Origin of the sequence: Bradyrhizobium sp. in8p8, assembly GCF_000426845.1 — a bacterium.
Classification (GTDB): Bacteria; Pseudomonadota; Alphaproteobacteria; order Rhizobiales; family Xanthobacteraceae; genus Bradyrhizobium; species Bradyrhizobium japonicum_C.
This window is the reverse complement of sequence record NZ_AUGD01000002.1, coordinates 437,090-461,157: the sequence shown is the minus strand read 5'-3', so window position 1 is coordinate 461,157 and position 24,068 is coordinate 437,090. Positions and strand designations below refer to the sequence as shown.

Here is a 24,068-nt window from a genome sequence, read left to right as displayed (position 1 = left end):
AGCGTCGAATTGAGGTAGAAGTGCCGGCATGAATCTTTTGCCATCGGCGTGAACCACGGCGAAAGTCGATTGTGACAGTCGCCACGAAACTCAGATTCTATAAACTTCGGCGGCGTCCCGAACGCATCGAAGTATTCGCAATTGCGGCAAGTTTGCTCGGTCACGGCTTAGCCCCGCTTATATGGGAAATGGGTGAACGCTTGTCGCGCTGCGTGTACAGTTCGACACGAGCTTGCTCGATCAGCTTGATTGCAGCCGAGTTTGTCTCCGGCATCATGCGCAATTCGTTGAGGACATCCGTCAGTGCCTGGATGACGTCAATCATTGGGCTGCCTCACCTGTGGGAGGGGCGAATGCGCGCGGATCGCCGTGGCGACGTGCTGGCAGGTCTCCGGCGAGAGGTGAAAGAACCCGAGCGCGCCGCGGCAGGGTATCAACGGCAAAGAGAATGCATCCTTGAGCACAAAACCGTACCGACCGAAGAACCAGCTGCTATCCATCTTTTCGACGCAATCGACGATACGGGCCATCCCGACAACGCCGCCGCGAGGCATGGCGGTCTCCAGCGGATCTTCCTTGTCAATCTCGCTCTTGCTGATGCCGGCGTGCACGATGAACCAGCCGCGGCCCTTCGTCGGCCAATCCCGGTTCTCGACATCTTTACCATCGTGGAAGATGTGATGAGGATAGGGCTGCTTTATCGAGAGCGCCTTGATCTCTCCTCGGCCTACACGATCGGCCAATTCCTGATAATCGATCATACGTCAGCCTTTCGTTCATGCGGAGCGTGCTCTTGAGCAGTCGCGACGCTGTGACATGGGTGATAGGGATAGGTGCAGTTGAGCTTGTGTTTCCCGCACCCGCAGATGTCGGTGGAAGGACTCACGGTCGATGAGTGCTTCGGCCTGACGTCGAATTTCTCGAGGATGGCTTCTGCGGTCTGGCGGTATCCGAGCCAAGTGTCTTCGTCCGAGCAATTGCCTTGCTCGCGCTCGACATCGCGAAGGAATTGCGCAAAGTCGTCTGGGTGCACGACCTCTGCCGGTGTACTTCTGGCCGCGGCACGAAGTGCGCCCACGATCAGCGGTTGATCCTTCTCGGAGATGCAGAACCCGGCGACAAACTTAAGGTCGGTCGGTTTTGTCGCGGCTGGCCCATAGAAGACCTGACAAGCCTCAAGATCATTCGCGATAGCCAGGAGTTTGGCGCTGGCCGCATCACATTGGGCAGGTACGGCAGCATGCTCAGACGAGAACGTGCCATCAGCGCGGGCCTTCTCGACCTGGTCCCACATATGTTTGACAGTATCAGTCATGAACATCTTCCCCCTGTGCGAGTGCCTGCGATGGGCCATAAGCCAGCGTCGGCGGCCCCTCGTGCTGCCAATCCCAAATGAACCAAGCGTGATTGAAGCTGGGCTGACCCTTGGAGTCCTCGAACCACTTGATGCGCTTCGTAAGGACGACCTTTTTCGCAAAGGCCCGATGCCCGCCGAACAGGTATTGGCGCGTTTTGGCGTGATCGAAATCCGTGCGGAGAAGCATCGCCACGATCCCGCGTCCGACGCTGCCAAGGGCTCGCTGCACGAACTCGGTAGCCAGCTCATACGGCGGGTTGGTTATGACCGCATCGACCCCGTCGTGAATTGGGCACTTTAGGAAGTCGGCAGGGTAGCAAAGCTGGTTCGGCTCGATATCGGACGAGACCACTCTGCACCCCCACGTTTCAAGCACGCGAGACATTTTTCCGGTGCCGGCCGCCGGCTCCCAGATAAATTTCGGCATGCGCGGGAGGTGAGGGCGCAGGGCCTCGGTCGCCCATGCCGGCGTTTCGTACAGATCCCGCTCTTTCCGCTCATACCCGCTATCGCGTTGCGACATTACCCCCTCCGTCAGCGTCCATGTGAGACAGGCTGGCGTGAGCTTCTTCCAGCCCCTTCAGCGAATGCCGCATCTGCTGAAGCAGATTGGCGATGCCGTGATAGGTGCCAGTCACGCCGGCTTTCTGCACCGCCTTCACGGCCTGCACGACATCTTCAGCGGCCACCCATTCATGCTCGCCAACCTGCTTGACGAAGTGCTCCCACTTCTCGGCCTTCTCTCGCAGTTCCCGCGTCTTACGCGCGACAGTCTCGTCCACCCGCTTCTGGTAGGCGTCGCGATCGGCCTGGAGCGCCTTCGCCACGCGAGCCGAGATGTCCCGCTCTTCCTTGGCGTGGCCGCGGCGGAACATCTGAGCCACAAAGGCGCGCGTGATGTCCTTCGGCTCCAGCTTCGGGGCTTTACGCTTCTCGCGCAGCTTGCCATCCTTGAAGCTGAGAATGCCCCAATTCACCGGGACTTCGTCATCCTGATAGACGCCTTCAGCCGCGACCAAATACCAATAGTCGCACTTCGACAGGATCGGCTCTGACTTCTCCGGCTTCTTGAGCTCTCGGAGCCAGTCCGACCGAGAGGCCTTCACCTCGAAGCCGGTAATGGCATAGCCGCGCGAGGCCCACATGTTGATGGCGACGCCATCCGCATAGACACCACTACCAGACCCGGAATCCCCGACCTCCTCAAAGAAGGAAAACTCCGGGGAGCAATACCGCTCGCGCAGCGCGACCATGATTGCGCCGGTCGTCACCGCAGCGGAAACGGGTTTGCCTGGAATATGATCAAGCAGATCAGTCACGGGCTGTCTTTCTTCTGCTGGGTGCGAAGGGCTATGCCGGCCGGTGGGTGATCACGTTCGCGGAAAGCCGCTTCATCGTGTCCAGCAGCGGGTTCAGGTAATCGACAGCGATCCCCGCATCCTTGCCGGCGTCGATCAGGTTGCCGAGCTTGCCCATGAAGTGGTGGAGCTTCGCCTGTTCTGCCGATGGGAGCTCGTTGATAAAGGTGATCGCCCGCTCAAGCGATTCCTCGAAAGTATCTCCCGAGAAGCATTCGCAATCCGTCTCCCAATCATGGGGGGCGAAAGGCTTCTTCCAGTTCATGTGGATCGTAATGCGAGCGTTCGCGTGGATCATGAAGGTGACATCAGGCATCACCTTTCCCTTTGCCGAAAGCATGGCCGGCATCGGATTGATCGCCGCGTAGATGTCAGAAATCGTCGTCATCTTCATCCCCCAGATCTGAAAAGTCGTTGTCTTTCACGGCGGGAAGGCTTTCCTTGCCGTACTGAACTAGAAGGTTGAGGCCGCGAGCGATCTGCTCAGCGTCGTGCTTGGCGTAGCCGTTGCGCCCCTGGTCGTCGCTGGCGAAGCAAACCCGCCGGTAGGTGTCGGGCCGCATGTCCATGACCTCGTAGACGATTTCGCCGTCATCGTGGTCGATCCGCTCAACCTCGTATGGCGCGTTCGGCTGGTATGTTTTGCGCAACGGGCGCGGCCGGCGTTTCAGCTTGATCACGTTGTCTGTCACAGACATTCTCATTCTCCTGAAGTGCGCGGACCTAGCGCCGCCGAACGGCGAACAACGCGAGTTCAAGGATCGCCACAATCCCGATGCTGAACACGATCACGAAGGCCCAGAAGATCGCTTGGTTGATGAAGGGCTGGCTGATCATCAGAAACCTCTCCACTTCTCGATTGGCGCCGACGCTTTCCGCTGTGGAGGTGCCTTCGCAAAGCCTCTGCTCTGGATCTTGCCGCGCGGAGCGGTGATGCCGCTGTGCTTGTCGCGGATGCGCTTCATCTTGGCGATGCGCGGCACGTCATGCTTGCGCGTCTTTTCGCCGTGGCAGACGTGGCAGAGCACGGCGCAGTTCTCCAATGTCGGTTCGCCGCCGAGCCCGTCCGCAATGACATGGTCAAAGTGAAACTTGACGCCGAACAGAGCGCCGCATCCTTCGGCTTCGCACTGGCCGGCGGCGCGCTTGAGCGCCTGGCGCTTCACTTCCTTGGAGAACTCGCGCCGGCTCATGCTGCGACCTCCCTGCGCGGGGACGACGCAGGCATCACCACTGCGTCGTCCCCACTGGTGCCGAGCGGGGGGCAGGGGGGAAAGCTCGGCACGTTCGAAATATCGTCGTGGAAGGTAACGCCATTCTGGGCGCCCCAGGCGTGGATGAAGTCGATCAGGTCCGTCATTTCCTTCTTCGACAGATCAGATGATGACTGGCCCCACGGAATGAAGGTGGAGTTGTCCAGTGAGGGGATGAATTGCACCTCCCTACCGCAAGCGTGCATGAAGAGCACCTTCCACTGATCGGGAGTGTACTTACGGCCTGCGTGCTCCTTCTGCGTGGCAACGTCAGTCAGCATCGCCCACATACGATCGTTTTGCGCAGTGGTCCGTTTGGAGTCCTTGAAGATGACGCGCGTCCCCGCCGGCGCCTGCTCGATCCATCGCATCGCGCGCTCACGAACAGACCGATCGCAAAGGGTAAGCTGAGCCCGGCTCATGCTAATTCCGCCTCTCGCTTGCGGAAGATCGACATGAGGTTTTCCTGGTCATGCGGGAACAGGTCACGCTCGATCGGCGTAACGTGCTTGTCCCAAACTTCGTTCAGGGCCTCGACGGATTGCGCTTCCATCAGTTTGGCCGTGATGAACGCAACCATGTCGTCGCCATCGTCGGCCGCTACTTCTTCAGGCGCTTCAGGCGCTGGCGGATCATCGGCCTTCGGCGAGATCTGCGCCGCGGAAGGAGGGGCTGGCGGTTCCTCCCGCGGCGTGATGTCCCGCATCGGCTGCGCGTCTTCGATTTCCTCGCGCAGGTACAGGCCACCGAGAACGTCTGCGAAGCCGTCGCGGAGCGCAAAGGCACGGGCGCGCATCTGAAGCATGCGCTCCGGATACTGCTGCCACGGTCCTTGCTTGCCCCAAAGGCCGGCTTTCTTCGCGTCGGCCACTGAGAACGTGCGGCGGATCGGCTCGGGCTCGCCGCGTCGCTTGGCCTCGCATACAGCCATGCGCGCGTCGCCTGAGCCCTCGATGCGCTCCTTGATGAACTCGCAGAGGCCGGAGCCACGCACTAGGCCAATGGCACCATCACCCCAGATCGTAGGCCGGCCGTTGACTATGGCGATTTTGTCGAGCGCCATGAACGGCGTCAGACCGACCTCCATGCCGCGCATGATGGCGATCATGCACTTCTCTGGCGTGTCCATCCCCTTGGGCGCCATGCCGGCGAGGCAGATTGCTTTGCCCAGGCGATATGCGGAATCCATGTCGGTCGGCACGATCGCGGCGGGACGGTTGCCCGTGACCAGGCTGGGACGGGGCTCAACTGCTACAACGTTAGACATCAGGCGGCCCTCTGCTCTTCGGTGACGGCGACGCCGGGCACGTTGACGCCGGCAGCGACGGCCTTCTCGGCCATCTTCTGGAGCGCCTCGGTGATCAGCGGGTTGTCGGCAAAGAAGGCGAGCAGCGCGGGCCGGTCGGTGATGGTCACGACCTTGACCGTGCGGAGCGCAACAGAACGACGGCCACCGCTCCCTGCCTTCGGAGCTGCGCGCTGCGGCTGCGCCTCGGGAATGACTTGGCCGGTCTTGGCAGCCTCTTCAGCAGCCTTGCGAGCCGCTTCCTCGGCGGCGCGCACCTTGGCGGCCTCGGCTACCAGGAACGGCGTGATCACTGCGGCCTTGATGCGCTTGTAGATGTCGGCGGCGCCAAGCAGCGGCTTCCACTTCGCCTGTACGGCGGCGACTTGCTCGTCCAGCGGCTTCTTCTCGGCGGCGCGAGCGGCGTCGGCCGACTTTTGAAGCTCGGCGAGACGGTTCGCCAGGTCGGAGGCGCGGTCTGCCGCGGACTGGTCGGCAGCCGGTCCGGCTTCGATCAGCTTCTGAGCATCGCGCGCCAGATCCTCGATCCGATCCTTCAACCCCTCAAAAGAGTTCTCGTCCTCGGCGCCCGTCGAGTTGGCGCGGTCGCGGATCACAGCCTCGTGCTGATCCGGCCACGGCTCTCCGGCGAGCACGGCCTTGTAGACCTCGTGCGAGATCGGGGTCTTGGAAATGTACGGCCAGCGCTCGGCTGCGGTCTGCTCGTTTATGTCTTGCGTGCCGACACGGCAGCGCAACGCGCCATCACGGCCAAACCAATAGGCGACCGGGTGCCAAGTGCCGTCCTTCGTCTTGGTGCGATAGAAGCCGGCCTGCGGCTCGCCATCGTGGATCGGAACAACCTCGCCGGCCATGCGGCGGCGCCAAAAGTCGTATTGATCTGGCGCGGCGGGCTTCACGTTCTCGGCGGGCAAATTCATGCGGCTAACTCCGGTTCGGCCATCGCCTCGGCGACGGACTGCTGTACGGTTTCGTAGTCGAAAATCAGATCGATCAGCCGGCGCTTCTCTTGCGGATCGGCATTCATGATCTGGTGGAATTGCTCTTGGATCGCTCGGACGATCGCGCGGGTATCGGGGCTCATTGCAGCGTCACTCCCACCACGAAGATCATCGAGAGGAAGAGGCTGAGAGAGGCGAGTTCGGATAGGGCGCGGAGCATCAGAACGCACTCCCGAAGCCGCCAGAGAAGGGCGAGATCATCAAGGTCGCTACGGGCAGGCCGCGCGCCTGGCGCCAAGCGATGACTTGATCAGCGACATATCCGCGGTAGAGCTTGGAAGCCTCGCGGAGATAGCGCGGCGCGCAGCTCGCGAAGGTCCGCATTGCCTCGCGGCGCACCAGCGCCTCGTAGACATCGCGGTTAAGCTTGCCGGTGTCCTGATTGAGCAGGTTGCTGACGGCTATGAGCCGGGATGGTGTGCGCTGGAGCATATCGTTTCCCCGTCGATCTGATGGAAACGAACGTACACCATGCGTACATACGCCGCAAGGAAAATCGTACGTCTGGCGTACATATTTTTTCGGCAAAAGAAAACCCGCTAGAATCAGCGGGTTAACTTGTGTCAGCGGCGGACTGTGCGCCTAACGTCGTGCCAGAGCTGGATCAGGGTTTCCCTGTCCGGTGGCATTTCCTCGCCCTCCTGTGGGGGCGGCTCGGCAATCAGCGTCGCCACGGTCACGCCCAGGGCGTCAGCGATGCCCTCCATGATGGGTTGGGAGTATGGCATGCGGCCATTCTCGATCCGGCCAATGCTTGCGTAGCTGTAACCCTTCTCACTGATCCCGGCTTCCCGCAGATACTCGCCCACCTTATAGGCAAGTTCCTCCTGGGACATCTCGCGGTGTTCCCGCCATGCCCGGATGAAGGTCTTTTGATAAAGGGGCCGTAATCTTGGCTTCGGCGCCGGTTTTTGGGGTCGTTTTGCCATGTACGCATCATGCACGGTCCGGTGTTCCGGGAAAATGACACGGTGCGTACAAAGTGCTTGACGGCTTATGTACGCCTAGCGTACAACATCCGTCATGCACCTCTCGGATTACATGACACTTCACAACCTCGATGACGACGCCGTCGCGGCCGGCATCGGCAAAACGCGCGTAACGGTGAGCCGGATTCGGCGCCGCAAGGTACGGCCTGACTGGCCGACCATTGAGAAGATCGTGGAGTTTACGCAGGGCGCCTCGACGGCCGACGATTACCTGACGCTCGAGGCCGCTCAATGAGCGCTCGCGCCGACCTCCTGACCTCCTCCGAGCAATATCCGCGACACTGCTTCGCGGATATCTCGGTTGATCATCACGAGTTCTGCCGCTGGCAGTACCGCAATGAACTGCGGAGCCAGGATGCTTCCACGCTTCTCCCAGTGATAGACGCGGACGTTGTGCCCGAACGCCTCGGTGCGCGCATTCGTAACGAAGTAAGTAGGCAGGCCGGCAAATTCCTCCGCGAAATCCTGGGTCATTCCAATTTCCCCGCGCTGGTTGTTGGCGCGAAATGTGCGCGTCACAATGCAACCACAATGCGCGGCGCACGCGCAAGTGAACTTGCGTCGCAGGAGCGGGAAAATTTGGCATCGGATGTTTCCCGATTTGGAACAAATGCAACCGCTGCGGGTGAAGCATGAACCGGCGCGCCAGCCTCACGGGGATAAGCACTGACGCGCCGGGTGGTGGTGCGAAGAAGCAATACAATCACCGCACCGAAATAGTCCGCATGCCTTCAGGGTCGATTGCGCAAATACCTGCGCTCGAACCTCTCAATCTCTCTCAAGCGCGTCTCAACAAAGCGGTCGTGTTCGCGCTGCTTGTCAATTTCATTGCCTGGGGCCTGATCTTGATCGCCTGCCGCTGGCTTCTGTCTGTCTTGTTCTAACCACCTAACGACGTTCAGCGTTGCAGCGCCGAGCGTCGTGAATGTGAATGGGTCGTTGTCGTTGTCGAATTGCTTCATGACTTGATGATTCAAGCATGGAGCGTTGGGGAAATGAGACCAATTAGTGGGAAGCGTAAACCAATGAACGGGGCAGTCAGCATCACAAGGAGCGCCGCAGCGGCGCTAGTCGAGCGCGAGGAGCGGCGCACAGGATCGCGAATGGTCGCCTATCACACGGTCGGCCAGATGGTCGGCGCGTCGGCCGAGTGGGTACGCAAGTACATTTCATCGCAGGAGGCCGCAGAGCCTCGCTTCAGTGTGGGGATCAACCTCATCCAGGTTTACCGCCGGGTGTGTGAGCGCGTCGAACAGGCAGGAGACCGAGAACGCAAGCTCAAGGAAGAGATTGATGCGGCTTTGGAAAGCGCTGGTCTACTGGTGGACGCAGCGAAAAGAACGGATCGCGGCGCAACTTAGGATGCGCGAGTTTCTGAAACGGGGGAAGTGATGGAAGAGAGTCAGCAATTCAAGACATATCAGGAAGGTCTGCGCGCCAAGAACATGCACTCGTGCAACGCGCTCTTGTCGCGGTTAGTGCAGTTTCACGGGGACGAGTTTCGGACGGTCTCGCCGGTCGTGGTTCTGGAAGCGCCGCCAGAGCCCGCGCCGCCGGCGCCCAGCATGGCTATCGCTGAAATCGTGACCGAAATCGAGGAGGGGCCGCGCAAGCCGACGATCAGAGAGATCGGCAAGTGTGTCGCCAAGCGATTCAACATCTCGATGAACGAACTGGAATCGTCGCGGCGCCTCGCGCAATTGGTCAGGGCTCGGCAGACTTGCTTTTATCTAGCGCGCAAACTCACATCTCGCAGTCTTCCAGAGATTGGACGACGCTTGGGGGGGCGTGACCACACGACCGTGCTCTTTGGCATAAGGAAGATGGAGCGCTTGATTGATAGCGACAAAGAAGTTGCGCGAACCATCTCTGAATTGGAGGAGCAGTTTCGTTGAAGATCCGGGAACTGCCATCTCAATCGCTGCTGCGCGAGCATTTCGACTACAACCCCGAAACGGGCGTCTTTACTTGGAAGAAGGTTCATTACACTAATCCGCATCTATTGGGCAAACCTGCGGGAGCGCTGAACCGAGGCTATATCATGATCGGCGCGCCTGGGCATGCCCAAATGGGCGCACATCGGCTCGCATGGATTTATATGCACGGCCCGACGATCGGTGGCGGTGAAATCGACCATATCGACGGCAACCCGACCAACAACGCTATAGCTAACCTTCGCTTGGCTACGTCACGCCAACAGAAGCAGAACAAGCGTGTTCAGTCCAACAATCGATCTGGCCTTAAGGGTGCCTACTATCACGCAGCCCACAAGGGCAAGAAGTGGCGCAGCCAGATCAAGGTAGGCGAGAAGCTTATCTTCTTGGGGTACTTCCACACAGCTGAAGAGGCGCACGCGGCTTATGCACAAGCCGCTATCGAGCATTTCGGCGAATTTGCGAGGACAGCATGAAACTCCGCGACCTATTGAAGCGTCGTAAGGACGCGCTCCGCAAAGCCTCTCCGAAGTCGCGCGATCGGCTCCGGCACCGCGTGCATGTGCTCGAGCGGGTTACTCAGATCAGGCGGGAGCTGCGCGCATGAGCATCGCAAAGCTCGCCTGGCTCACGTCTCCGGACGCCGGCCGCTATGTCCTGAACTTCCAACTCTTCGGCTCGGAGGATCTGATCCAGATCGAGCTGGGTCCGGACCACATGCGAAATATCCTGAGCGACGGCGTTCCGCTCATGCTTCGCCAGAGTTTCCACCGCGTTCCCGTCACCGCCAACACAGAGAGCGCAAATGGACACTCCAGCGCAGGGTCACAACGGACAGCTTAAGGCGCTGGTCGAGCGCATCAACAACCTGATGGACAGCCGAGACGAGGTGTCCGCGGACATCCGCGACGTTTTTGCGGAAGCGAAATCGTCCGGATTTGATATCCCAGCATTGCGGGCGATCATCCGAGCCCAGCGCGAGGACGCAGAGAAGCGCCGCAACCGCGAAGCTCTGGTTGATCTTTACCGCGGCGAACTTGGGATCGACTGATGCCTCGATATGATGATGGCCTGGATGATGACGGCTATCCGCTCCCGCGGCCATACGTCCAGGGCTCCGAGGAGATTATTGGCGAGTTCAAGCCTGTAGCGATCGGAAGCGCCTTCGCCAGCGTAGTGGAACGTGCTCGGGTGGCTATGGAAGCCAATCGCACGGCCGACAGCCCGATTGAGACAATCCTTGGTGCGGCAATAATCCTGTGCTTCCAGCACAATGGAAAGCCTCTGCTGCTGGCCTCGGAGCCGTCTCAGGATGCAAGGGGATTGCTGCTTGTGCCGCAGTTCAAATGGGCGATCTATCGCTCGGATTGGGCAATCTATAACCCGAGGACCAGCGGCGCGCTGCTGATCGAATGCGACGGTAAGGACTATCATTCGTCTGTGAACCAGATCAGCCACGACATGCGCAAAGACCAGGCTGCGCATGATCGCGGCTACCTGACTATGCGGTTCACTGGCTCGCAGATCCACCGCGGCGCCGACGAATGCGCCAAGGAAATCTTCGACTTCGTTCACGGGGGCTCGCGTGGCTCGCATTCGTAGCATCAAACCTGAGTTCTTCAGGCATGAAGCCCTGTATGAAGCGGAGAAGGAAACCAAACTCCCGCTACGGTTGGCGTTTGCCGGCCTCTGGACCGCCGCTGATAGGGAGGGGCGCTTTCGTTGGTCGGCCCGTCAGCTCAAGCTCGACTGCCTTCCTTACGACGAATGCGACTTTTCACGCGTGCTCGACGCGTTGATGACGCGTGGCTTCATCGTGAAGTACGAAGTTGACGGCAAGGAATACGGGCACATTCCGAGCTGGCATCAACACCAGGTCATCAACAACCGCGAAAAAGCGTCGGACATACCCGAGCCTGACGAAAACAACATCTTGACGCGTGAGGCACGCGTGGATGACGCGAGGGCCACGCCCCTTGTGCAAGTCCAAGGGGAAGGGAAGAGAAGGGAAGGGGAAGGGAAAGGAAAAGTCTCTCGGTCGGTCGCTGACGCGACGCGACCCGTGGAGGATTCGAAGTTCGAAGAATTTTGGAAGGCTTACCCACGCCGAGACGGGCCCAATCCACGGAAGCCGGCAGAGCAGAAGTTCAACGCGCTCACGAAGACGGGGGTTGACCCTGACGCGATGATCGACGCAGCCAAGCGTCTAGCGGCAGAGGAGTCCAGACGCGGCAAGATTGGAACGCAGTTCATCCCCCAGGCGATCACTTGGCTGAACCAACAGCGCTGGTCCGACCATGCGGCGACCGCGTTCGCTGCGGATGACGGCATGATCGAGGTCTTGGATCAGCTCCAGCTTGAGGCTTGGGACGAGTACGGCAAGCAGCATCTCGGGAAGCCATATCCCCGCAACCGCAAGGGAGGTTGGCGATTCCCGTCCAAGTGGCCGCCCGGCTATGAGGCCAACATGGTCGCTGATGTGGAGAAGCTGCTTCACGGGAAGGGTATCCAATGATCCGCGATCCCTCAGACGGCTCGGTGAGAGAGCCGCCGAAGACTTCTTTGCAGAAAACGCAAAGAACGGTCGCGCCCGACACCGGCATCCGCCAGCCCACGCGCACCGACGCGCAAGAGCGGCTGGAGAGGTCGAGAGAGTGGTTACGAGCTTACCAGGAAAGGAAAGCAGCGCATGGACGGGGATCGGCTGACAGCGAAGCAGGAAGCTGTTTGCGAGCTGGTGGTCAAGGGCTGGAGCAACAAGGAGATCGCGGCGAAGCTGGGGATTGATCACCGGACGGTGGAGACCCACCGGGCCAACGTTTTCGAGAAGATGGGCGTTCGCAACGCCGTGGAACTCACCCGCAAGATGCTTGGAGCCGAGGTATGACGGAGCGCTATTGGACGGTCGCGCAGACGGTTTCGAAGATGGAGCACATCGCCCGCCGGGAGATCGAGAAGACGAACCACGGCGCGTTTTTGCCGACTTATGCGCGTTGTCAGAAGGTTGATGGACGGGACCACGTGACGGAGCGTCCGATCTTCACCGGGTATGTGTTCTTTCAGACCGATGGCGACGATTGGGCTGGCATCCCGGATATCCATGGGATCTACCATGTCCCGTCGAACCCGAACCATCGTGCGCAGCGCGTCCGCGATTCCGAGATGTTTCGCATAGTGCTCGGTCATGCCGGCGGCGAATACAATCGCACCGACCCGCCGCGGTACACCAAGTATTTCCGCGGCGAGAGGCCGAAGCCGGTAGCGCGCAAGACCAGCCGCAAACCCCGACCTGGAAAACGTCTGCGTAACCTCGCGTCTATGTAGTTTCCACAATAGGCAAATCGGTTTGGAACATGCGAGAAAACCCCAACGGTGAAGTGGTCATTGGCCTTTCCGCCGGGCTTGCCGCAAGCGGTTCAAGCCAGACGGATAGCTTTGCCGTTTCCTTGTCGGGCCTTCCGACGTTTCTTGGGCGTTTCCTCCCTAGACTTCACGCCCCGGCTCCTGTCCCCCAGAGCCGGGGCTTTTTCCTTTCACTTCGGAGCGGCCCGGACATTCGCTTTCGTGCCCGAAAGCAGTTTGTGAGCAAACCGGGCCGCTTCGGAACGTAAAACCCCGTCAGCAAGTTTTTCATGCGCCCCGCATCTGAGCGGGTAAACCCCAACTCAGGGACAAGTCACATGGCGAAGAAATCAGTTGCGAAACGCTCGGCCGCCAAAGACGCCGCAGGCGAGGCAGAGAAGCCCGCTCGCACGACTTCGGCGAATAAGGCTCTTTCGGTCAAGGACACCGTCGGCGCGCGCGCTGCGGCTGTGGCTACGAACCGCTGGGCCACTCTCAAGGAAACCGACGGCATCTTCGACAAGGATCCCCGCAAGGAGGTCATCAACATCTCCATCATGGAGAACGGCCCGCCTGAGGTCGACGGCAGCCTCGCTGCGGAGGGCAATGAGAACGCCGAGAAGTACACCTATCAGCAGGTCGGCCCCGGCGTCATGATCGGCATGCGCGAGGGTGGAGAGTTCGAGAGCGTCGACGGCTTTGGCTGGCGCGATGCTGAGGACAAGGCCGCTCACGGCAATCCTGCCGGTCAGGGTGCGGCGCGCCTTGCGGATATGCAGTAGCCTTGCCCATCCTCAACAACCCCCGCCATGAGCGCTTCGCTCAAGCCCTCGCGGCGGGGAAGCCCGCCAGTGATGCTTATGTCGAGGCCGGGTACAAAGAGAACCGGCACAATGCGGCTGCGCTTGCGCGCGAGGAACACATTTCAACACGCGTGCATGAAATCTTGGCCAAAGGGGCCGAGAGGGCAGAGATCACCGTCGAGAATGTGCTCAGGGAGCTTGCTAAGCTCGGTTTCGCCAACATGGCTGACTATATGCGGGTGGGCGCGGACGGTGACCCCTGCCTCGATTTCAGCGCTCTGACGCGTGATCAGGCCGCAGCACTTCAAGAGGTCACGGTCGAGGATTTCAAGGATGCGCGCGGGGGGCAGACTCGCGACGTTCGCAAGGTGAAGTTCAAGCTGGCTGACAAGCGGGCGGCCCTGGTCGACATCGGTAAGCATCTGGGCATGTTTATTGATCGCTCTGAGGTCGGGAAGCCCGGCGAGTTTGACGAATTGACCACGGAACAGAAGCGTGAACGTATCCTCGGCCGCGTCAAAGAATTGGGAGTCGATCGTATCGGCGCTGTCGCCGGATCAGCTTGACGCGCTATGGAAGGATCTTGAGCTTGCCGACCGCAACCGGCTGGCTCTTTACGGGCCGTATGAGAAGCAGAAGGTGTTCCATGCGGCTGGCGCTAAGTTTCGCGAGCGACTTCTGCGCGCCGGAAATCAGAACGGCAAGACGTTCTGCGGCGGTTGCGAGGGCGCCTATCATCTGACCGGAGACTATCCGTCCTGGTGGGTTGGTCGCCGCTTCGAAAAGCCAGTCGTCATGTGGGCGGCGGGCGTCACCGGAGAGACCACGCGCGACAATCCGCAGCGTGTTCTGCTTGGGAACGTCGGCGACCAGGGCAAGGGCACCATCCCTGCCGACCGCATCGTCGACACGGCGCCGGCGCGCGGCGTCTCGGACCTGTTGGACTATGTGAAGGTCCGGCACAAATCGGGCGGACTGTCGACGCTGCGCTTCAAGTATTACGAGCAGGGCCGCCAGAAGTGGCAGGGCCCGCCGGTTGATGTGGTATGGTTCGATGAGGAGCCGCCGCAGGATATCTATGACGAGGGCTTGGCGCGCACGATCGCGACGGGCGGTCTCGTCTATCTGACGTTCACGCCGTTGCTCGGCATGTCGGAAGTGGTGAGGCGCTTCTTGACCGAGAATTCGAGCGATCGCCACGACACAAACATGACCATTGATGATGCTCTGCACATTCCTGCAGAGGAACGGGCGCGCATCATCGCGAGCTTTCCGGCACATGAACGAGAGGCGCGGTCCAAGGGGACGCCGGTTCTCGGTTCAGGTCGCATCTTCCCGATCGCGGAAGAGGAAATCACGGTCGCCCCGTTCCAGATGCCGGTTTACTGGCCGAAGATCGGCGGCATGGATTTCGGGTGGGACCACCCGTTCGCTGCTGTGGAGATCACGTTCGATCCTGAAGGCGACGTGGTCTATGTGACCAAGGCATATCGCGCACGGCAGGAAACGCCGATCCTGCACGCTGCGGCCTTGAAAGCCTGGGGAAACTGGATTCCGTGGGCATGGCCGCATGACGGCTTGCAGCACGATAAGGGCTCTGGTGAGCAGCTGGCGAAGCAGTATGAGAGCCACGGGCTCAACATGCTGGGCAGCCGCGCAACGTTCCCGGATGGGACAAATGGTGTCGAGGCCGGCGTCTTCGACATGCTGGATAGGATGCAGACCGGCCGGCTCAAGGTCTTCTCGAACCTGGCTGAATGGTTTGAGGAGTTTCGCCTCTATCATCGCAAGGACGGCAAGATCGTCAAGGAAGCCGACGACTTGCTCTCTGCCACGCGCTACGGGATCATGATGTTGCGCCATGCTCTGCTGCCGCCGGCGCTTCGGGCTGAGAACAGGAAGAAGGCCGCGGCGCGCAACCCGCTCGGCGCGGATCCGCTGGAGCATTTCTGATGCCGGCCGTTGTGCGCTGCAAGCTCTGCGGCAAGGACCATCCTTATCGCGATGACATCGAGCGCAGGCGCTGCGAGGAATGCGACACGCATCTCGACGCTGACAATGCTCGGATCGTGATCCGGCCGCGCGACATCCGGCAGGCTGATCCGCTTGAAGGCATGTGATGTTCACCAGCGTGGTCGACGCCACGTTCCGCGACCTGTCCTATATCGCGGCGCATATGAGGGCGGCCGATCGGGCTGAGGTCGAGGCGCAACTAGATGAATGGAGCGCGCCTGCTATCGCGGCCATGTCGCTCCGAGACTTCGCGTTCTGCGTCGAGCTGAACGGAAATCCTGAGGCCGCCTTCGGATGCGGTCAGGTCCGCAAAGGTTACTGGATAGCTTGGAGCTGGGGCACGGATCGGCTGACGAAATGTCTGCCGGTCATGGTCCGCTTCATCACCGAGCAGCTGCAACCGGCCGTTTATGAGGCTGGCGCGCTCAGGGTCGAGGCTCGCGCGCTGGCGCGACACAGACAAGCCCGCCACTTCCTAGAGCGGATCGGCGGGCAGTTTCGCTGCTACCTGCCGGCATACGGCAAGGGTGGCGAGGACTTCGTCCTCTACGATTGGACAAGGGAAACCTATGTGCCTGTTCAACACTCCATCAATGCCGACGCCAGCGCCGGCGCCGCGCACGCCGCAGCCTGATAGCTTCCAAGCTCAGCAGCAGTCTGACGAAGCCCGTCGGCTGGCTGCGGCCCGTGGCGGTTCGCAAGCCAACATCGTGTCCGACCTGAAATCTAGCGACGTCGCCAGCGCGCGGCCGGTGCTGAACCCCGTTAAATCCGTGGTGCTGGGTCAGTAAATGGCTGAAGTAACCGCCAGAGAGATCCTGTCGCGTCAGTCTCAGCTCGAGGACACGCGCAAGGATTACGAGTCCGTATGGAAGGACGTCGCGGAATACTGCGCTCCGGATGCGCCGGAGCCGCTTCGCCATGCGTTTTCGGCGGGTCGGTCGGATAATCAGGTCACGCGCACCGATCGCCGCACGCGCCGGGTCTATGACACGACGGTTCGTACCGGTGGCCGCCGGCTTGCCGCGGGCCTCGAAAGCTTGATCACGCCACAGAACGATAAGTGGCAGGGCCTCACGACCGCGGCCATGGACGACGAGGAAACCGACGAGGAAAAGGAATGGGCCGAGAAGGTCCGCGATTTCCTGTTCTCGATCCGCTATTCGCCCGGTTCGGGCTACGTGCCGGCCATGCAGGCATGCTATGCGAATATTGTTCGGTTCGGCCCGGCCTATCTCTATGCCGAAGAGGATTTCAGCGGCCGGTATATTCGCTATCGCTCGCTACCGGTGGCCGAGGTTTGGATCGCCCGCAACAAATGGGGCGAGGTCGACACGCTGCACCGGCGCTATAAGCGTTCCGCTCGCGTCGCATATCAGATGTTTGGCGACAAACTGCCGGCCAAAATCATCGAAATGGCTAAGAACCCGAAGCAATGCGACGAGCTTATCGAGTTCGTCCACGCCATTTGCCCGAACTATGACCGCAAGGTGGCCCGTGTCGGCGGCGCTCCGATCTACCTGGAAGGGCCATTCCGGTCTTACCATGTGGTTTGCCAGGATGAGAAAATCGTCAAGGAGAAGGATTTTCAGTCATTCCCGGTGGCCTGCTTCAATTGGGGCAGGGATGATGGCGATGACTACGGCACCAGCCCGGTCATTGAGCTGCTGACTGAGGTCCGCGAGATCAACGCCGTCAGGAAGGGCACGCTGCGCGGCTTGCAGGGCATCACCGATCCTGCGCTCGCCCTCGGTAGCAAGGTCGACTGGCTTCCGCCGCTGGATCCCGGCTCGCGCCATCCCGGCCTGATCGACGACAATGGGCGCCTGATGGCTCAGCCGATCGTCACGGGCGCACGTCCGGACTATGCGTTCCAGTATATCGAGCAAAGCCGCAACACGATCCAGGAGGGGCTTTACGTCAACCTGTTCCAGACGCTGGTCTCCAAGCCCGGCAATCAGACCGCGACCGAGGCGCTGATCAGGCAGGAGGAGAAGGGCGCGCTGCTTGGCCCGGCCGGATCAAGCATCCAGAACGGTCTCTCGATGCAGACTGACCGCGAGCTTTCAATCCTCGAAAGCAAGGGGCTTTATGAGCCGGATAGCCGGTTCGTCCCGCCGCAGTCGCTTCAGGGCAAGAGCATCAGGGTTCAATTCACGTCTCCGCTCGACATCCTACGGAAGGCAGGTGAAGCAAAGGCTGTTGTCGAGACCTGGAGCTTTGCGGCGCAACTGGCACAGGCCAAGCCTGGCGTGCTCGATAACCTCGATGAGGACGAGAGCTTGCGGGTGTTCCACTCTGCCGGCCGCGCGCCGCAATCCATTCTCAAGCGTAAGGAAGAGGTCACTGAGTTCCGGGCGCAGCAGGCACGCGCGGCGCAAGCTCAGCAGGGCCTTGCCGCGGCTCAGGCGGCGGCTGGCGTCGCCAAGGATGCCGTGCCCGCCATGGCGCAAGCGGCTGATGCCGGCCTCATCCCGAACCTTGGCGCGGCGGCGCCGCAATGAGCAACGTAATCAGCATTTCCGGCAACCGTCCGCTTCAGCTAGGCGAGCCAAACAAGGCCCTCGTTGAGGCGCTGGAAGACATGCTCGCCATGGCGAAGTCCGGTCAGCTGCAAAACTTCGTCGGGACGGGGTTCACGTCCGACGGCAGCCGCCTGTCCTGCTGGGCCGGCGAGCACATGAACGTCTACGAAATGCTCGGCGCCATCAACTGGCTCGAGCATGAATATGTCCACCGGATCACCGGCGATGACGACGAGTGAGCAGCAAGCCGCCGAAGTGCGGCTGGCCTATGCCCGCCTCTTCAGTGATGCGCCGCGCCGTGGTGACGGCCTGATCGTATTGACCGACCTTGCGCGCCGCGCCGGCTTCTATGGCGTGCCGTCGGTCGCCGCATGGAAGGCCGAGACCGGCACGACCGAGGGATATGAGATCAATTGCCATGAGTTGAACGGCAAGCGTGCCTTGTTCGCCGTGGTTTCGAGCTTCGCCAGCCTGAACGAAAGCGAAATGCTCCGCTTGGAGCGGATCGCGCGCTTTGGGTTTGCCGAGGAATAGCACTCCAACAATCGAGGTTTTTCATGACTACCGCGGACGCAGGGTCCGTGGCGCAGCAATCTGCTGCGTCGGCGGGCACCCCTGACACGCAGAACGCCGGAGCGGATAACGGGTCCGCCGCTGCGGCAGCATCGCCTTTCGCCGGTCTTCAAGATGAAGGCACCCGGAAATGGGTCGAGACAAAGGGCTACAAATCTGTAGAGGATCTGGCTAAGGCAGCCGTCAACCAGGAATCGATCATCGGTTCTTCGGTCCGCCGCCCTGCCGATGACGCGCCGGCTGCGGAATGGGATAAGTTCTATTCCAAAATCGGGCGTCCGGAAAAGCCAGATGCATATGAGCTGAAGCGGCCAGACGGGCTGCCGGCTGATCTCCCGTATGACGAGGCCCTTGCGGGCAGCTTCAAGACGTGGGCTCATCAGGCAGGCTTGAACGGCAAGCAGGCTCAATCCTTGCACGATGCTTTCGCGCTCGCCCAGGCTGAACAGGCCAAGGCGCACGTGACAGCATTGACCAAGGCCGTCGAAACTACTGCTGACGCGCTGGCGAAGGAATGGGGTCCGCAGGATTCCGAGACCTTCAAGGCCAAGCACGAACTGGCAAACCGGGCTCTGAAGAAGCTCGGGCTTGTCGAGAGCTTCAAGAAGTCGGGCATCATCCTCAACGATGGCGCTCTGACCGACCCGGCTCTGGCGGTGGCGTTTTCGCAAATCGGCGAGAAGATGTTCGCCGAGGACACGATTGACGGCGAGGGCGGCCAAGGTGGGCCGAATCCCTTCAAGGGTGAAAAGAACCTCACGCAGATTACAGCCCTGGTGAAAAGCGACCCTGACAAGGCGCGGCGTTTAGCGCGTGAAGCAGGCGTTGATCCTGACCATTGGGTGCCCAGAAGGTAGCACTCCAATTCACGCGGCCGTGCCCTTTCTGAAGGGACTGCCTCAATGGCTGACGCATATACCAGGATTTCTGACGTAATCCTGCCGACTCCTTACGCTCGTTACTCGTTTGAAAAGCATGTCGAAGTCCTCGACATTTTCCAGGCGGGCCTCCTCGGCACCGATCCCATGATCGCCGGCAAGTTCGGCGAGGGTGGCAAGTTCGTCGAACTGCCGGGTTGGAAGGACATCACTGGCGATGCTTCTGAGCCGATCAACGACGATCCGTCGGATTCGATCGAGACGAAGAAGCTGCTCACCCGCTCCGAGACTGCGCTTCGCCAGATGCGCGCTCAGGCGTGGGCCTGGCCCGATCTGACGGCGGTTCTCGCCGGCGATGATCCGGGCAAGGTCATTGCGGATCGCCAGACCGACTACTGGCAGCGTGCGATCAAGAAGATGGTGCTCGCCTCGATAGCCGGCGTTCTCGCCGACAACATCGCGAACGACTCCAGCGACATGATCCGCGACACCAATGCCTCGATCGTCGACACCGACCTGATCGATGCGGCGTACCTGCACGGCGACCAGGCGGACCGCTTCGTCGGCGTGCTGATGCACTCCAAGCAGATGAAGGTTCTGAAGAAGGCGGACCTGATCGACTACATGCCCCCCTCCGAGCAGGGCGGCATGATGATCCCGACCTATCAGGGCCTGCGTGTGATCGTCGACGACGGTATCACGAAGACCGGCTCGAACGAGTACAACGCGATCATCTTCAAGCCGGGCGCCGTCGTTTACGACGAACTCCCGGTCAATACCGAGGGCGGCCCGATCGAGACCGACCGCAAGCCGCGCCAGGCGCACGGCGGCGGCGTGACCGAGCTGGTTGCTCGCCGGCAGATGATCATCCATCCGCGCGGCTTCGACTGGCTGCACGGCTCCGTGGCTGGCGTCTTCCCGACCGACACCGAGTTGGCTGCTGCGGCCAACTGGAATCGGACGGCGACTGACATCAAGAACACGGGCTTCGTGTTCCTGCGTACGACTGAATCGTAACCTCCGATGCGCAAGCCGGGGCGGCCTACGGGCCGCCTCTCACTCCTTGATGAGGACGATCGATGCCTTACAAGCCGACGGGAAACCCGCCTGGCCGCCCCAGGAAGCAACGGCCAAATGAGCCGGTGCAGCAGCCCGAGCCTACTCAGGCGGCGCCGATCAAGCCGCTCGAACGCGCTCGCGAAGGCTTTCGGCGCGCTGCTGTTGATCCTACTGCTGATTTGCATCGTCCGCCTCGTCTTGGCGCCAGACGTAAGGAAGAGGTCAGTCGGCGTCCGGTCCTGCACCCTAACGTGATCAAGGGCTGACCATGGCGAATACGTTGCCCTCACCGGATTATCTGCGCGAATGTTTCTCGTATGACGGCATGACAGGGACACTCGTCTGGAAGAACCGCCCACTCCATCACTTCGTGCGAGATAAGCATCGGCGTTGCTTCAACACCAAATGGGCCGGTAAGTCTGCGGGCAATATCAGTGTTCAGGGTTATTTGGTCGTCAAACTGAACGGCAAACTTTTTTTCGGTCACCGCATCATCTGGAAAATGGTTCGCGGGACTGAGCCGGAACAGATTGACCACAAGAATCTCACTCGATCTGACAACCGGATCGACAACCTGCGCGCTTGTTCATTGCCACAAAACGGCATGAATAGGTCCATTTACCGCAATAACAAGACCGGGTTGAAGGGCGTTTCCTGCCGAGATGGTCGCTTCAGGGCGACGATCCAAGTCAACCGCAAAGCAAAGACAATCGGCAGCTTTGACACTGCCGAGGAAGCCCATGAAGCCTATCGGGCTGCCGCAGATCGACTGCATGGCTCGTTTGCGAGTTACGGCTGATGGCAAGCGTTACCGTAGAAGATCTTGCGAACATGGCGCTCGGCATTCTTGTCGAGGCGCCAATCGACAGCCTGGACGACAATACCAAGGCGGCGCGCCTGCTCAATCTTCACTATGAAACGACCCGGCAATCTGAACTGATGAAGAACGCATGGTCGTTTGCGATCTTCAGGGTCGAGCTTGATCCGGAGGCCGACGCACCGACCGGCGACGTTTATGGATATGGCTATTCCGTTCCGGACGATGCGCTGCGCGTTCTTCCGCTGACGGATACCGGAGAGGCTGAGGGCGCCCGCATCCCGTTCAAGCACGAGGGCGGGCTTCTCCTGACCAACTATTCCGGCCCGCGCCTTGTTCGCTACATCGCCAACCTGACCGATCCTGCTGATTGGGATCCGCTCTTTGTTGAAGCCCTAGCCGCGCGGCTCGCGATGAAAATCGCCATGCCGCTGACGAACAAGCCAAGCGTTCTGCAGGGAGCTCAGGTCGTCTACAACGAAGCAATCTCAGAAGCCCGTCGCATTAACTCGATTGTGGCAAGCTCGGCGGCGACCGTTCCGTCCTGGGCGCAGCAGCGCGGCGATTGGTCTGACGTTCGATGACGCTTTTTCCATCTCAGGATAGCTTTGTCAGGGGTGAGATTTCGCCGCGCCTTCACGCGCGGGCGTCGCTAGATCTCTATCGGTCAGCCCTGAGGACGTGCGAGAACTTCATAACCCTGCCGCATGGTGGCATCCGCAAGCGTGGTGGAACATACTTCGCTGGCGAGACGTCAAGTTCACAGCAGGAGCGACCGATCCCATTCGTCTTCTCAGAGGATCAGGCTTACATGCTGTTCTTCGGGAATTTGTATTTCAGGGTGTATGCTTACGGTGGGCCGATCCTAAATGGGTCGGATGTTGTTGAGGTGACGACGCCATATCCGTATGCAGATGTGGTTGATCTCCAGTTCGAACAATCTGGTGACGTTCTATATTTGACACATCCCAGCTATGCTCCTCGGAGGATCACGCGTTCATCGAACACAAGTTGGACGTTGGATGAGGTCAGTCTGACTGATGGTCCGTTTGCCGCCGGGAATTCTGACGAGTCCGTAAAAATGTATGCGAGTGCTGCAACAGGCACCGTTACATTGACGGCCGATGCTGCGGTATTCACCTCAGAAATGATCGGTCAACTCGTCAAAATCCAGGTCGAAACCTATGAGGCATGGAAGCCTTGGGAGTCTGGCGGGTTCTTAACGACTTCTGGCGTGTCTGGAACGCCGATCTACCGACGCCACAACGGGAATGTATATCAGGCGACAGCTCCCCTTACCGTGACCGGAAAGGTGCGTATGGGCGGAACGCCACCAACCCATTTGGAAGGTGCCGAGTGGGACGGCGGTTCGGAGACCGGAGAGGCTTACGACGGTTCTGCAAGCGCGTTCGATGATAATTACGGCGTGCAGTGGACCTATCTGCATTCTGGGTTTGGCGTGGCGCGCATTACGGCTGTTGCTGTAGATGGTTTATCAGCTACTGCATCCGTGCTTTCCACGTTCCCAACTGAAGTTGTTGGGTCCGGAAACAAATCGTATCGGTGGAGTTTGGGCGGGTTTGGAGGTGATGGAGGATATCCACGCTCGGTGAAGATATTCGAGGAGCGGCTGACCTTTGGTCAGAAATATTCTGTTTACGGTTCCAAAACATTTGACTTCACATCCTTTCGTGGTGGGGCTGATGATGATGATGCGATCTCATTCCAGTTTGCCGGCGCGCGTGAGATTACTTGGCTGGAAGAGTCGGACGGATTTCTAATCATAGGCACGATCGGCGGGGTTAGGACGCTTTCGGGTGGTGGGGCTGATCAACAGCTGACACCCTCAAAATTCAAAACGCGTGGATCTCCAACCAAGCGGTGCTCGAGCGTCCCACCCGTTAAGGCGGGTTCTACGTTCGTTTATGTAGGCTTCGATCGGAAATCTGTTGTTGAGATGAACTTCTCTCTTGAGCGCAATGGCTATTCCACGGCTCCGATCAGCATCATCTCAGAGCATATACCGAAACTTGGCATTTCATCGCTGTGCTATCAGAGCGAGACAGATCAGATTTTTTGGATGGGCTTGGATGACGGTCAGTTCGCTGGGATGACTTTTGAGGCCGACCAGAACGTCAGGGGTTGGCATCGTCACAAGCTGGGTGGATCATTTGGCAATCTCGATCATGGGGTAGTGGAATGGGTAGCGGCGACGCCTGGACAGTCGGGTTCAGACGATATCTGGCTGGTTGTAAAGCGTACGATTGGAGGCGCGACGCGGCGCTACATTGAGGTTCTGCAGCCTGGATTTGAATATGATGACGCCGAAAATGCGTTTCTCGTTGATTCCGGACTGACTTATGATGGGTCGGAAGTGACGTCAGTTTCTGGGCTCGACCATCTCGAGGGCGAGACCGTATCTATCCTTGCTGATGGCGTCGTTTACCGTGACAAGGTTGTGAGCGACGGCGCTGTGACGATCCCGGTCGCGGCTTCGAAATGGCATGTTGGATTGCCCTATACTGCGGTGGCGGAAACGCTGGAGCTTGATGTGGGCGGGCGCGACGGCTCTGTTATGGGCCGTCGTAAGCGGATCAACTCGGTGATCCTGTCGGTCTTGGAAAGCGCGAACATCTATGTTCGGTCTGCATCGAGGGATGGATTTGAGCTCCAGCGCGCCGGCCGGAACACTGTGGCCGCGGCGTCCGATGTTGTCTCGCTCTATACCGGCAATCTGGACGAAGTGAAGCTTGATGACACGTGGGAGGGTCAGGGGCGATTGAGGATTGAAGCTCCAGATCCAGTGCCGTGCACCATCCGGGCCATTATCCCCGGCTTCGATAGTGAGGGTTCATAATGT

The 24,068-nt window shown here is 60.0% G+C and carries 39 protein-coding genes; 23 read left to right on the top strand and 16 right to left on the bottom strand.

From position 1 onward, the window contains the following. Positions 1–160 precede the first annotated feature (160 nt). The 14 genes from K408_RS41975 to K408_RS0107555 all read right to left on the bottom strand — a co-directional run bounded on the left by K408_RS41975 (position 161) and on the right by K408_RS0107555 (position 7,204). Entirely contained in the window at positions 161–325 is a 165-nt protein-coding gene (locus K408_RS41975; protein ID WP_155248318.1) for a hypothetical protein, read from the bottom strand. Continuing rightward, entirely contained in the window at positions 318–761 is a 444-nt protein-coding gene (locus tag K408_RS0107625; RefSeq protein ID WP_028145828.1) for an ASCH domain-containing protein, read from the bottom strand. Before K408_RS0107625 ends, K408_RS41975 begins: the two co-directional genes overlap by 8 nt. Further along, complete coding sequence (locus K408_RS0107620; protein ID WP_024338015.1) at positions 758–1,315, bottom strand: hypothetical protein; 558 nt, start codon at positions 1,313–1,315, stop codon at positions 758–760. The genes K408_RS0107625 and K408_RS0107620 overlap by 4 nt, the downstream gene beginning before the upstream one ends. Further along, on the bottom strand, positions 1,308–1,880 hold the full coding sequence (locus K408_RS40235; RefSeq protein ID WP_024338014.1) for a TRM11 family methyltransferase: 573 nt from the start codon (positions 1,878–1,880) through the stop codon (positions 1,308–1,310). Before K408_RS40235 ends, K408_RS0107620 begins: the two co-directional genes overlap by 8 nt. Then, positions 1,864–2,676, bottom strand: coding sequence for a hypothetical protein (locus K408_RS40230; protein WP_024338013.1), 813 nt, complete (start codon positions 2,674–2,676; stop codon positions 1,864–1,866). The genes K408_RS40235 and K408_RS40230 overlap by 17 nt, the downstream gene beginning before the upstream one ends. A gap of 31 nt (positions 2,677–2,707) precedes the next feature. Then, positions 2,708–3,109, bottom strand: coding sequence for a hypothetical protein (locus K408_RS0107605; RefSeq protein WP_024338012.1), 402 nt, complete (start codon positions 3,107–3,109; stop codon positions 2,708–2,710). Continuing rightward, on the bottom strand, positions 3,087–3,395 hold the full coding sequence (locus tag K408_RS0107600; protein ID WP_155248317.1) for a hypothetical protein: 309 nt from the start codon (positions 3,393–3,395) through the stop codon (positions 3,087–3,089). Before K408_RS0107600 ends, K408_RS0107605 begins: the two co-directional genes overlap by 23 nt. Before the next feature lie 156 nt (positions 3,396–3,551). Further along, positions 3,552–3,908 carry an HNH endonuclease gene (locus K408_RS0107590; protein ID WP_024338010.1) on the bottom strand — a complete coding sequence of 119 codons (357 nt, stop codon included), beginning with the start codon at positions 3,906–3,908 and terminating at the stop codon, positions 3,552–3,554. Further along, complete coding sequence (locus K408_RS37770; protein WP_024338009.1) at positions 3,905–4,390, bottom strand: recombination protein NinB; 486 nt, start codon at positions 4,388–4,390, stop codon at positions 3,905–3,907. The genes K408_RS0107590 and K408_RS37770 overlap by 4 nt, the downstream gene beginning before the upstream one ends. Then, entirely contained in the window at positions 4,387–5,076 is a 690-nt protein-coding gene (locus tag K408_RS0107580; RefSeq protein WP_245265880.1) for a recombinase RecT, read from the bottom strand. The genes K408_RS37770 and K408_RS0107580 overlap by 4 nt, the downstream gene beginning before the upstream one ends. Before the next feature lie 158 nt (positions 5,077–5,234). Continuing rightward, on the bottom strand, positions 5,235–6,194 hold the full coding sequence (locus tag K408_RS0107575; RefSeq protein ID WP_024338007.1) for a hypothetical protein: 960 nt from the start codon (positions 6,192–6,194) through the stop codon (positions 5,235–5,237). Then, the gene (locus K408_RS41970) at positions 6,191–6,358 is read right to left on the bottom strand and encodes a hypothetical protein (protein WP_155248316.1); all 168 of its coding nucleotides are present in this window, start codon (positions 6,356–6,358) and stop codon (positions 6,191–6,193) included. The genes K408_RS0107575 and K408_RS41970 overlap by 4 nt, the downstream gene beginning before the upstream one ends. 76 nt (positions 6,359–6,434) lie before the next feature. Continuing rightward, on the bottom strand, positions 6,435–6,707 hold the full coding sequence (locus K408_RS0107560) for a hypothetical protein (protein ID WP_024338006.1): 273 nt from the start codon (positions 6,705–6,707) through the stop codon (positions 6,435–6,437). Between the two features lie 131 nt (positions 6,708–6,838). Then, a complete protein-coding gene (locus K408_RS0107555) occupies positions 6,839–7,204 on the bottom strand; it encodes a helix-turn-helix domain-containing protein (protein ID WP_080654838.1) in 366 nt (121 codons plus the stop codon). Between the two features lie 94 nt (positions 7,205–7,298). On the opposite strand from K408_RS0107555, the gene K408_RS0107550 reads away from it, so the two are divergent. After that, positions 7,299–7,499, top strand: coding sequence for an XRE family transcriptional regulator (locus tag K408_RS0107550; protein WP_024338004.1), 201 nt, complete (start codon positions 7,299–7,301; stop codon positions 7,497–7,499). Here K408_RS0107550 and K408_RS0107545 read toward each other — a convergent pair. After that, a complete protein-coding gene (locus tag K408_RS0107545) occupies positions 7,493–7,738 on the bottom strand; it encodes a hypothetical protein (protein WP_024338003.1) in 246 nt (81 codons plus the stop codon). The genes K408_RS0107550 and K408_RS0107545 overlap by 7 nt on opposite strands. A gap of 257 nt (positions 7,739–7,995) precedes the next feature. Next, positions 7,996–8,226, bottom strand: coding sequence for a hypothetical protein (locus tag K408_RS41965; RefSeq protein ID WP_155248315.1), 231 nt, complete (start codon positions 8,224–8,226; stop codon positions 7,996–7,998). Positions 8,227–8,367: 141 nt separating this feature from the next. Between K408_RS41965 and K408_RS0107535 the strand changes: the two genes are divergently transcribed. The 22 genes from K408_RS0107535 (at position 8,368) to K408_RS41950 (ending at position 24,065) form a co-directional block, all read left to right on the top strand. Next, positions 8,368–8,625, top strand: coding sequence for a hypothetical protein (locus tag K408_RS0107535; protein ID WP_155248314.1), 258 nt, complete (start codon positions 8,368–8,370; stop codon positions 8,623–8,625). A gap of 30 nt (positions 8,626–8,655) precedes the next feature. Further along, positions 8,656–9,159, top strand: a complete 504-nt coding sequence (locus K408_RS0107530; RefSeq protein ID WP_024338001.1) for a helix-turn-helix domain-containing protein — start codon at positions 8,656–8,658, stop codon at positions 9,157–9,159. Further along, positions 9,156–9,674, top strand: a complete 519-nt coding sequence (locus K408_RS37765; protein WP_051160648.1) for an HNH endonuclease signature motif containing protein — start codon at positions 9,156–9,158, stop codon at positions 9,672–9,674. The genes K408_RS0107530 and K408_RS37765 overlap by 4 nt, the downstream gene beginning before the upstream one ends. Positions 9,675–9,801: 127 nt before the next feature. Beyond that, on the top strand, positions 9,802–10,041 hold the full coding sequence (locus tag K408_RS41960; RefSeq protein WP_155248313.1) for a hypothetical protein: 240 nt from the start codon (positions 9,802–9,804) through the stop codon (positions 10,039–10,041). Further along, complete coding sequence (locus K408_RS0107515) at positions 10,004–10,249, top strand: DUF2312 domain-containing protein (protein WP_024337998.1); 246 nt, start codon at positions 10,004–10,006, stop codon at positions 10,247–10,249. The genes K408_RS41960 and K408_RS0107515 overlap by 38 nt, the downstream gene beginning before the upstream one ends. Continuing rightward, on the top strand, positions 10,249–10,800 hold the full coding sequence (locus tag K408_RS37760) for a DUF559 domain-containing protein (RefSeq protein WP_024337997.1): 552 nt from the start codon (positions 10,249–10,251) through the stop codon (positions 10,798–10,800). Before K408_RS0107515 ends, K408_RS37760 begins: the two co-directional genes overlap by 1 nt. Next, positions 10,784–11,713, top strand: coding sequence for an LvrA C-terminal domain-related protein (locus K408_RS40225; RefSeq protein ID WP_024337996.1), 930 nt, complete (start codon positions 10,784–10,786; stop codon positions 11,711–11,713). Before K408_RS37760 ends, K408_RS40225 begins: the two co-directional genes overlap by 17 nt. 174 nt (positions 11,714–11,887) lie before the next feature. Then, the gene (locus K408_RS0107500; RefSeq protein ID WP_024337995.1) at positions 11,888–12,085 is read left to right on the top strand and encodes a response regulator transcription factor; all 198 of its coding nucleotides are present in this window, start codon (positions 11,888–11,890) and stop codon (positions 12,083–12,085) included. Beyond that, positions 12,082–12,522 carry a transcription termination/antitermination protein NusG gene (gene nusG, locus K408_RS0107495; RefSeq protein WP_024337994.1) on the top strand — a complete coding sequence of 147 codons (441 nt, stop codon included), beginning with the start codon at positions 12,082–12,084 and terminating at the stop codon, positions 12,520–12,522. The genes K408_RS0107500 and nusG overlap by 4 nt, the downstream gene beginning before the upstream one ends. 356 nt (positions 12,523–12,878) lie before the next feature. After that, positions 12,879–13,322 (top strand): hypothetical protein, encoded by a 444-nt coding sequence (locus tag K408_RS0107490; RefSeq protein ID WP_024337993.1) that lies wholly within the window; start codon positions 12,879–12,881, stop codon positions 13,320–13,322. A gap of 2 nt (positions 13,323–13,324) precedes the next feature. Beyond that, the gene (locus K408_RS37750; protein WP_024337992.1) at positions 13,325–13,909 is read left to right on the top strand and encodes a terminase small subunit; all 585 of its coding nucleotides are present in this window, start codon (positions 13,325–13,327) and stop codon (positions 13,907–13,909) included. Beyond that, a complete protein-coding gene (locus K408_RS37745) occupies positions 13,839–15,296 on the top strand; it encodes a terminase large subunit domain-containing protein (RefSeq protein ID WP_024337991.1) in 1,458 nt (485 codons plus the stop codon). Before K408_RS37750 ends, K408_RS37745 begins: the two co-directional genes overlap by 71 nt. Continuing rightward, on the top strand, positions 15,296–15,463 hold the full coding sequence (locus tag K408_RS41955; RefSeq protein WP_155248312.1) for a hypothetical protein: 168 nt from the start codon (positions 15,296–15,298) through the stop codon (positions 15,461–15,463). The genes K408_RS37745 and K408_RS41955 overlap by 1 nt, the downstream gene beginning before the upstream one ends. Next, entirely contained in the window at positions 15,463–15,990 is a 528-nt protein-coding gene (locus K408_RS37740) for a GNAT family N-acetyltransferase (protein WP_024337990.1), read from the top strand. The genes K408_RS41955 and K408_RS37740 overlap by 1 nt, the downstream gene beginning before the upstream one ends. Before the next feature lie 157 nt (positions 15,991–16,147). Next, positions 16,148–17,860, top strand: coding sequence for a portal protein (locus K408_RS37735; RefSeq protein WP_024337989.1), 1,713 nt, complete (start codon positions 16,148–16,150; stop codon positions 17,858–17,860). Continuing rightward, positions 17,857–18,120, top strand: a complete 264-nt coding sequence (locus K408_RS0107455; protein ID WP_024337988.1) for a hypothetical protein — start codon at positions 17,857–17,859, stop codon at positions 18,118–18,120. Before K408_RS37735 ends, K408_RS0107455 begins: the two co-directional genes overlap by 4 nt. A gap of 16 nt (positions 18,121–18,136) precedes the next feature. Further along, on the top strand, positions 18,137–18,415 hold the full coding sequence (locus K408_RS0107450; RefSeq protein ID WP_155248311.1) for a hypothetical protein: 279 nt from the start codon (positions 18,137–18,139) through the stop codon (positions 18,413–18,415). A 23-nt stretch (positions 18,416–18,438) separates the two neighbouring features. Then, positions 18,439–19,311 carry a hypothetical protein gene (locus K408_RS0107445; RefSeq protein WP_024337986.1) on the top strand — a complete coding sequence of 291 codons (873 nt, stop codon included), beginning with the start codon at positions 18,439–18,441 and terminating at the stop codon, positions 19,309–19,311. 45 nt (positions 19,312–19,356) lie between these two features. Next, a complete protein-coding gene (locus tag K408_RS0107440; protein WP_024337985.1) occupies positions 19,357–20,349 on the top strand; it encodes a major capsid protein in 993 nt (330 codons plus the stop codon). 310 nt (positions 20,350–20,659) lie between these two features. Continuing rightward, positions 20,660–21,190 (top strand): HNH endonuclease, encoded by a 531-nt coding sequence (locus K408_RS0107435; RefSeq protein ID WP_029673977.1) that lies wholly within the window; start codon positions 20,660–20,662, stop codon positions 21,188–21,190. Continuing rightward, positions 21,190–21,792 (top strand): phage connector family protein, encoded by a 603-nt coding sequence (locus tag K408_RS0107430; protein WP_024337983.1) that lies wholly within the window; start codon positions 21,190–21,192, stop codon positions 21,790–21,792. Before K408_RS0107435 ends, K408_RS0107430 begins: the two co-directional genes overlap by 1 nt. Positions 21,793–22,019: 227 nt before the next feature. After that, positions 22,020–24,065 carry a phage tail protein gene (locus tag K408_RS41950; protein ID WP_155248310.1) on the top strand — a complete coding sequence of 682 codons (2,046 nt, stop codon included), beginning with the start codon at positions 22,020–22,022 and terminating at the stop codon, positions 24,063–24,065. Positions 24,066–24,068: the final 3 nt, after the last annotated feature.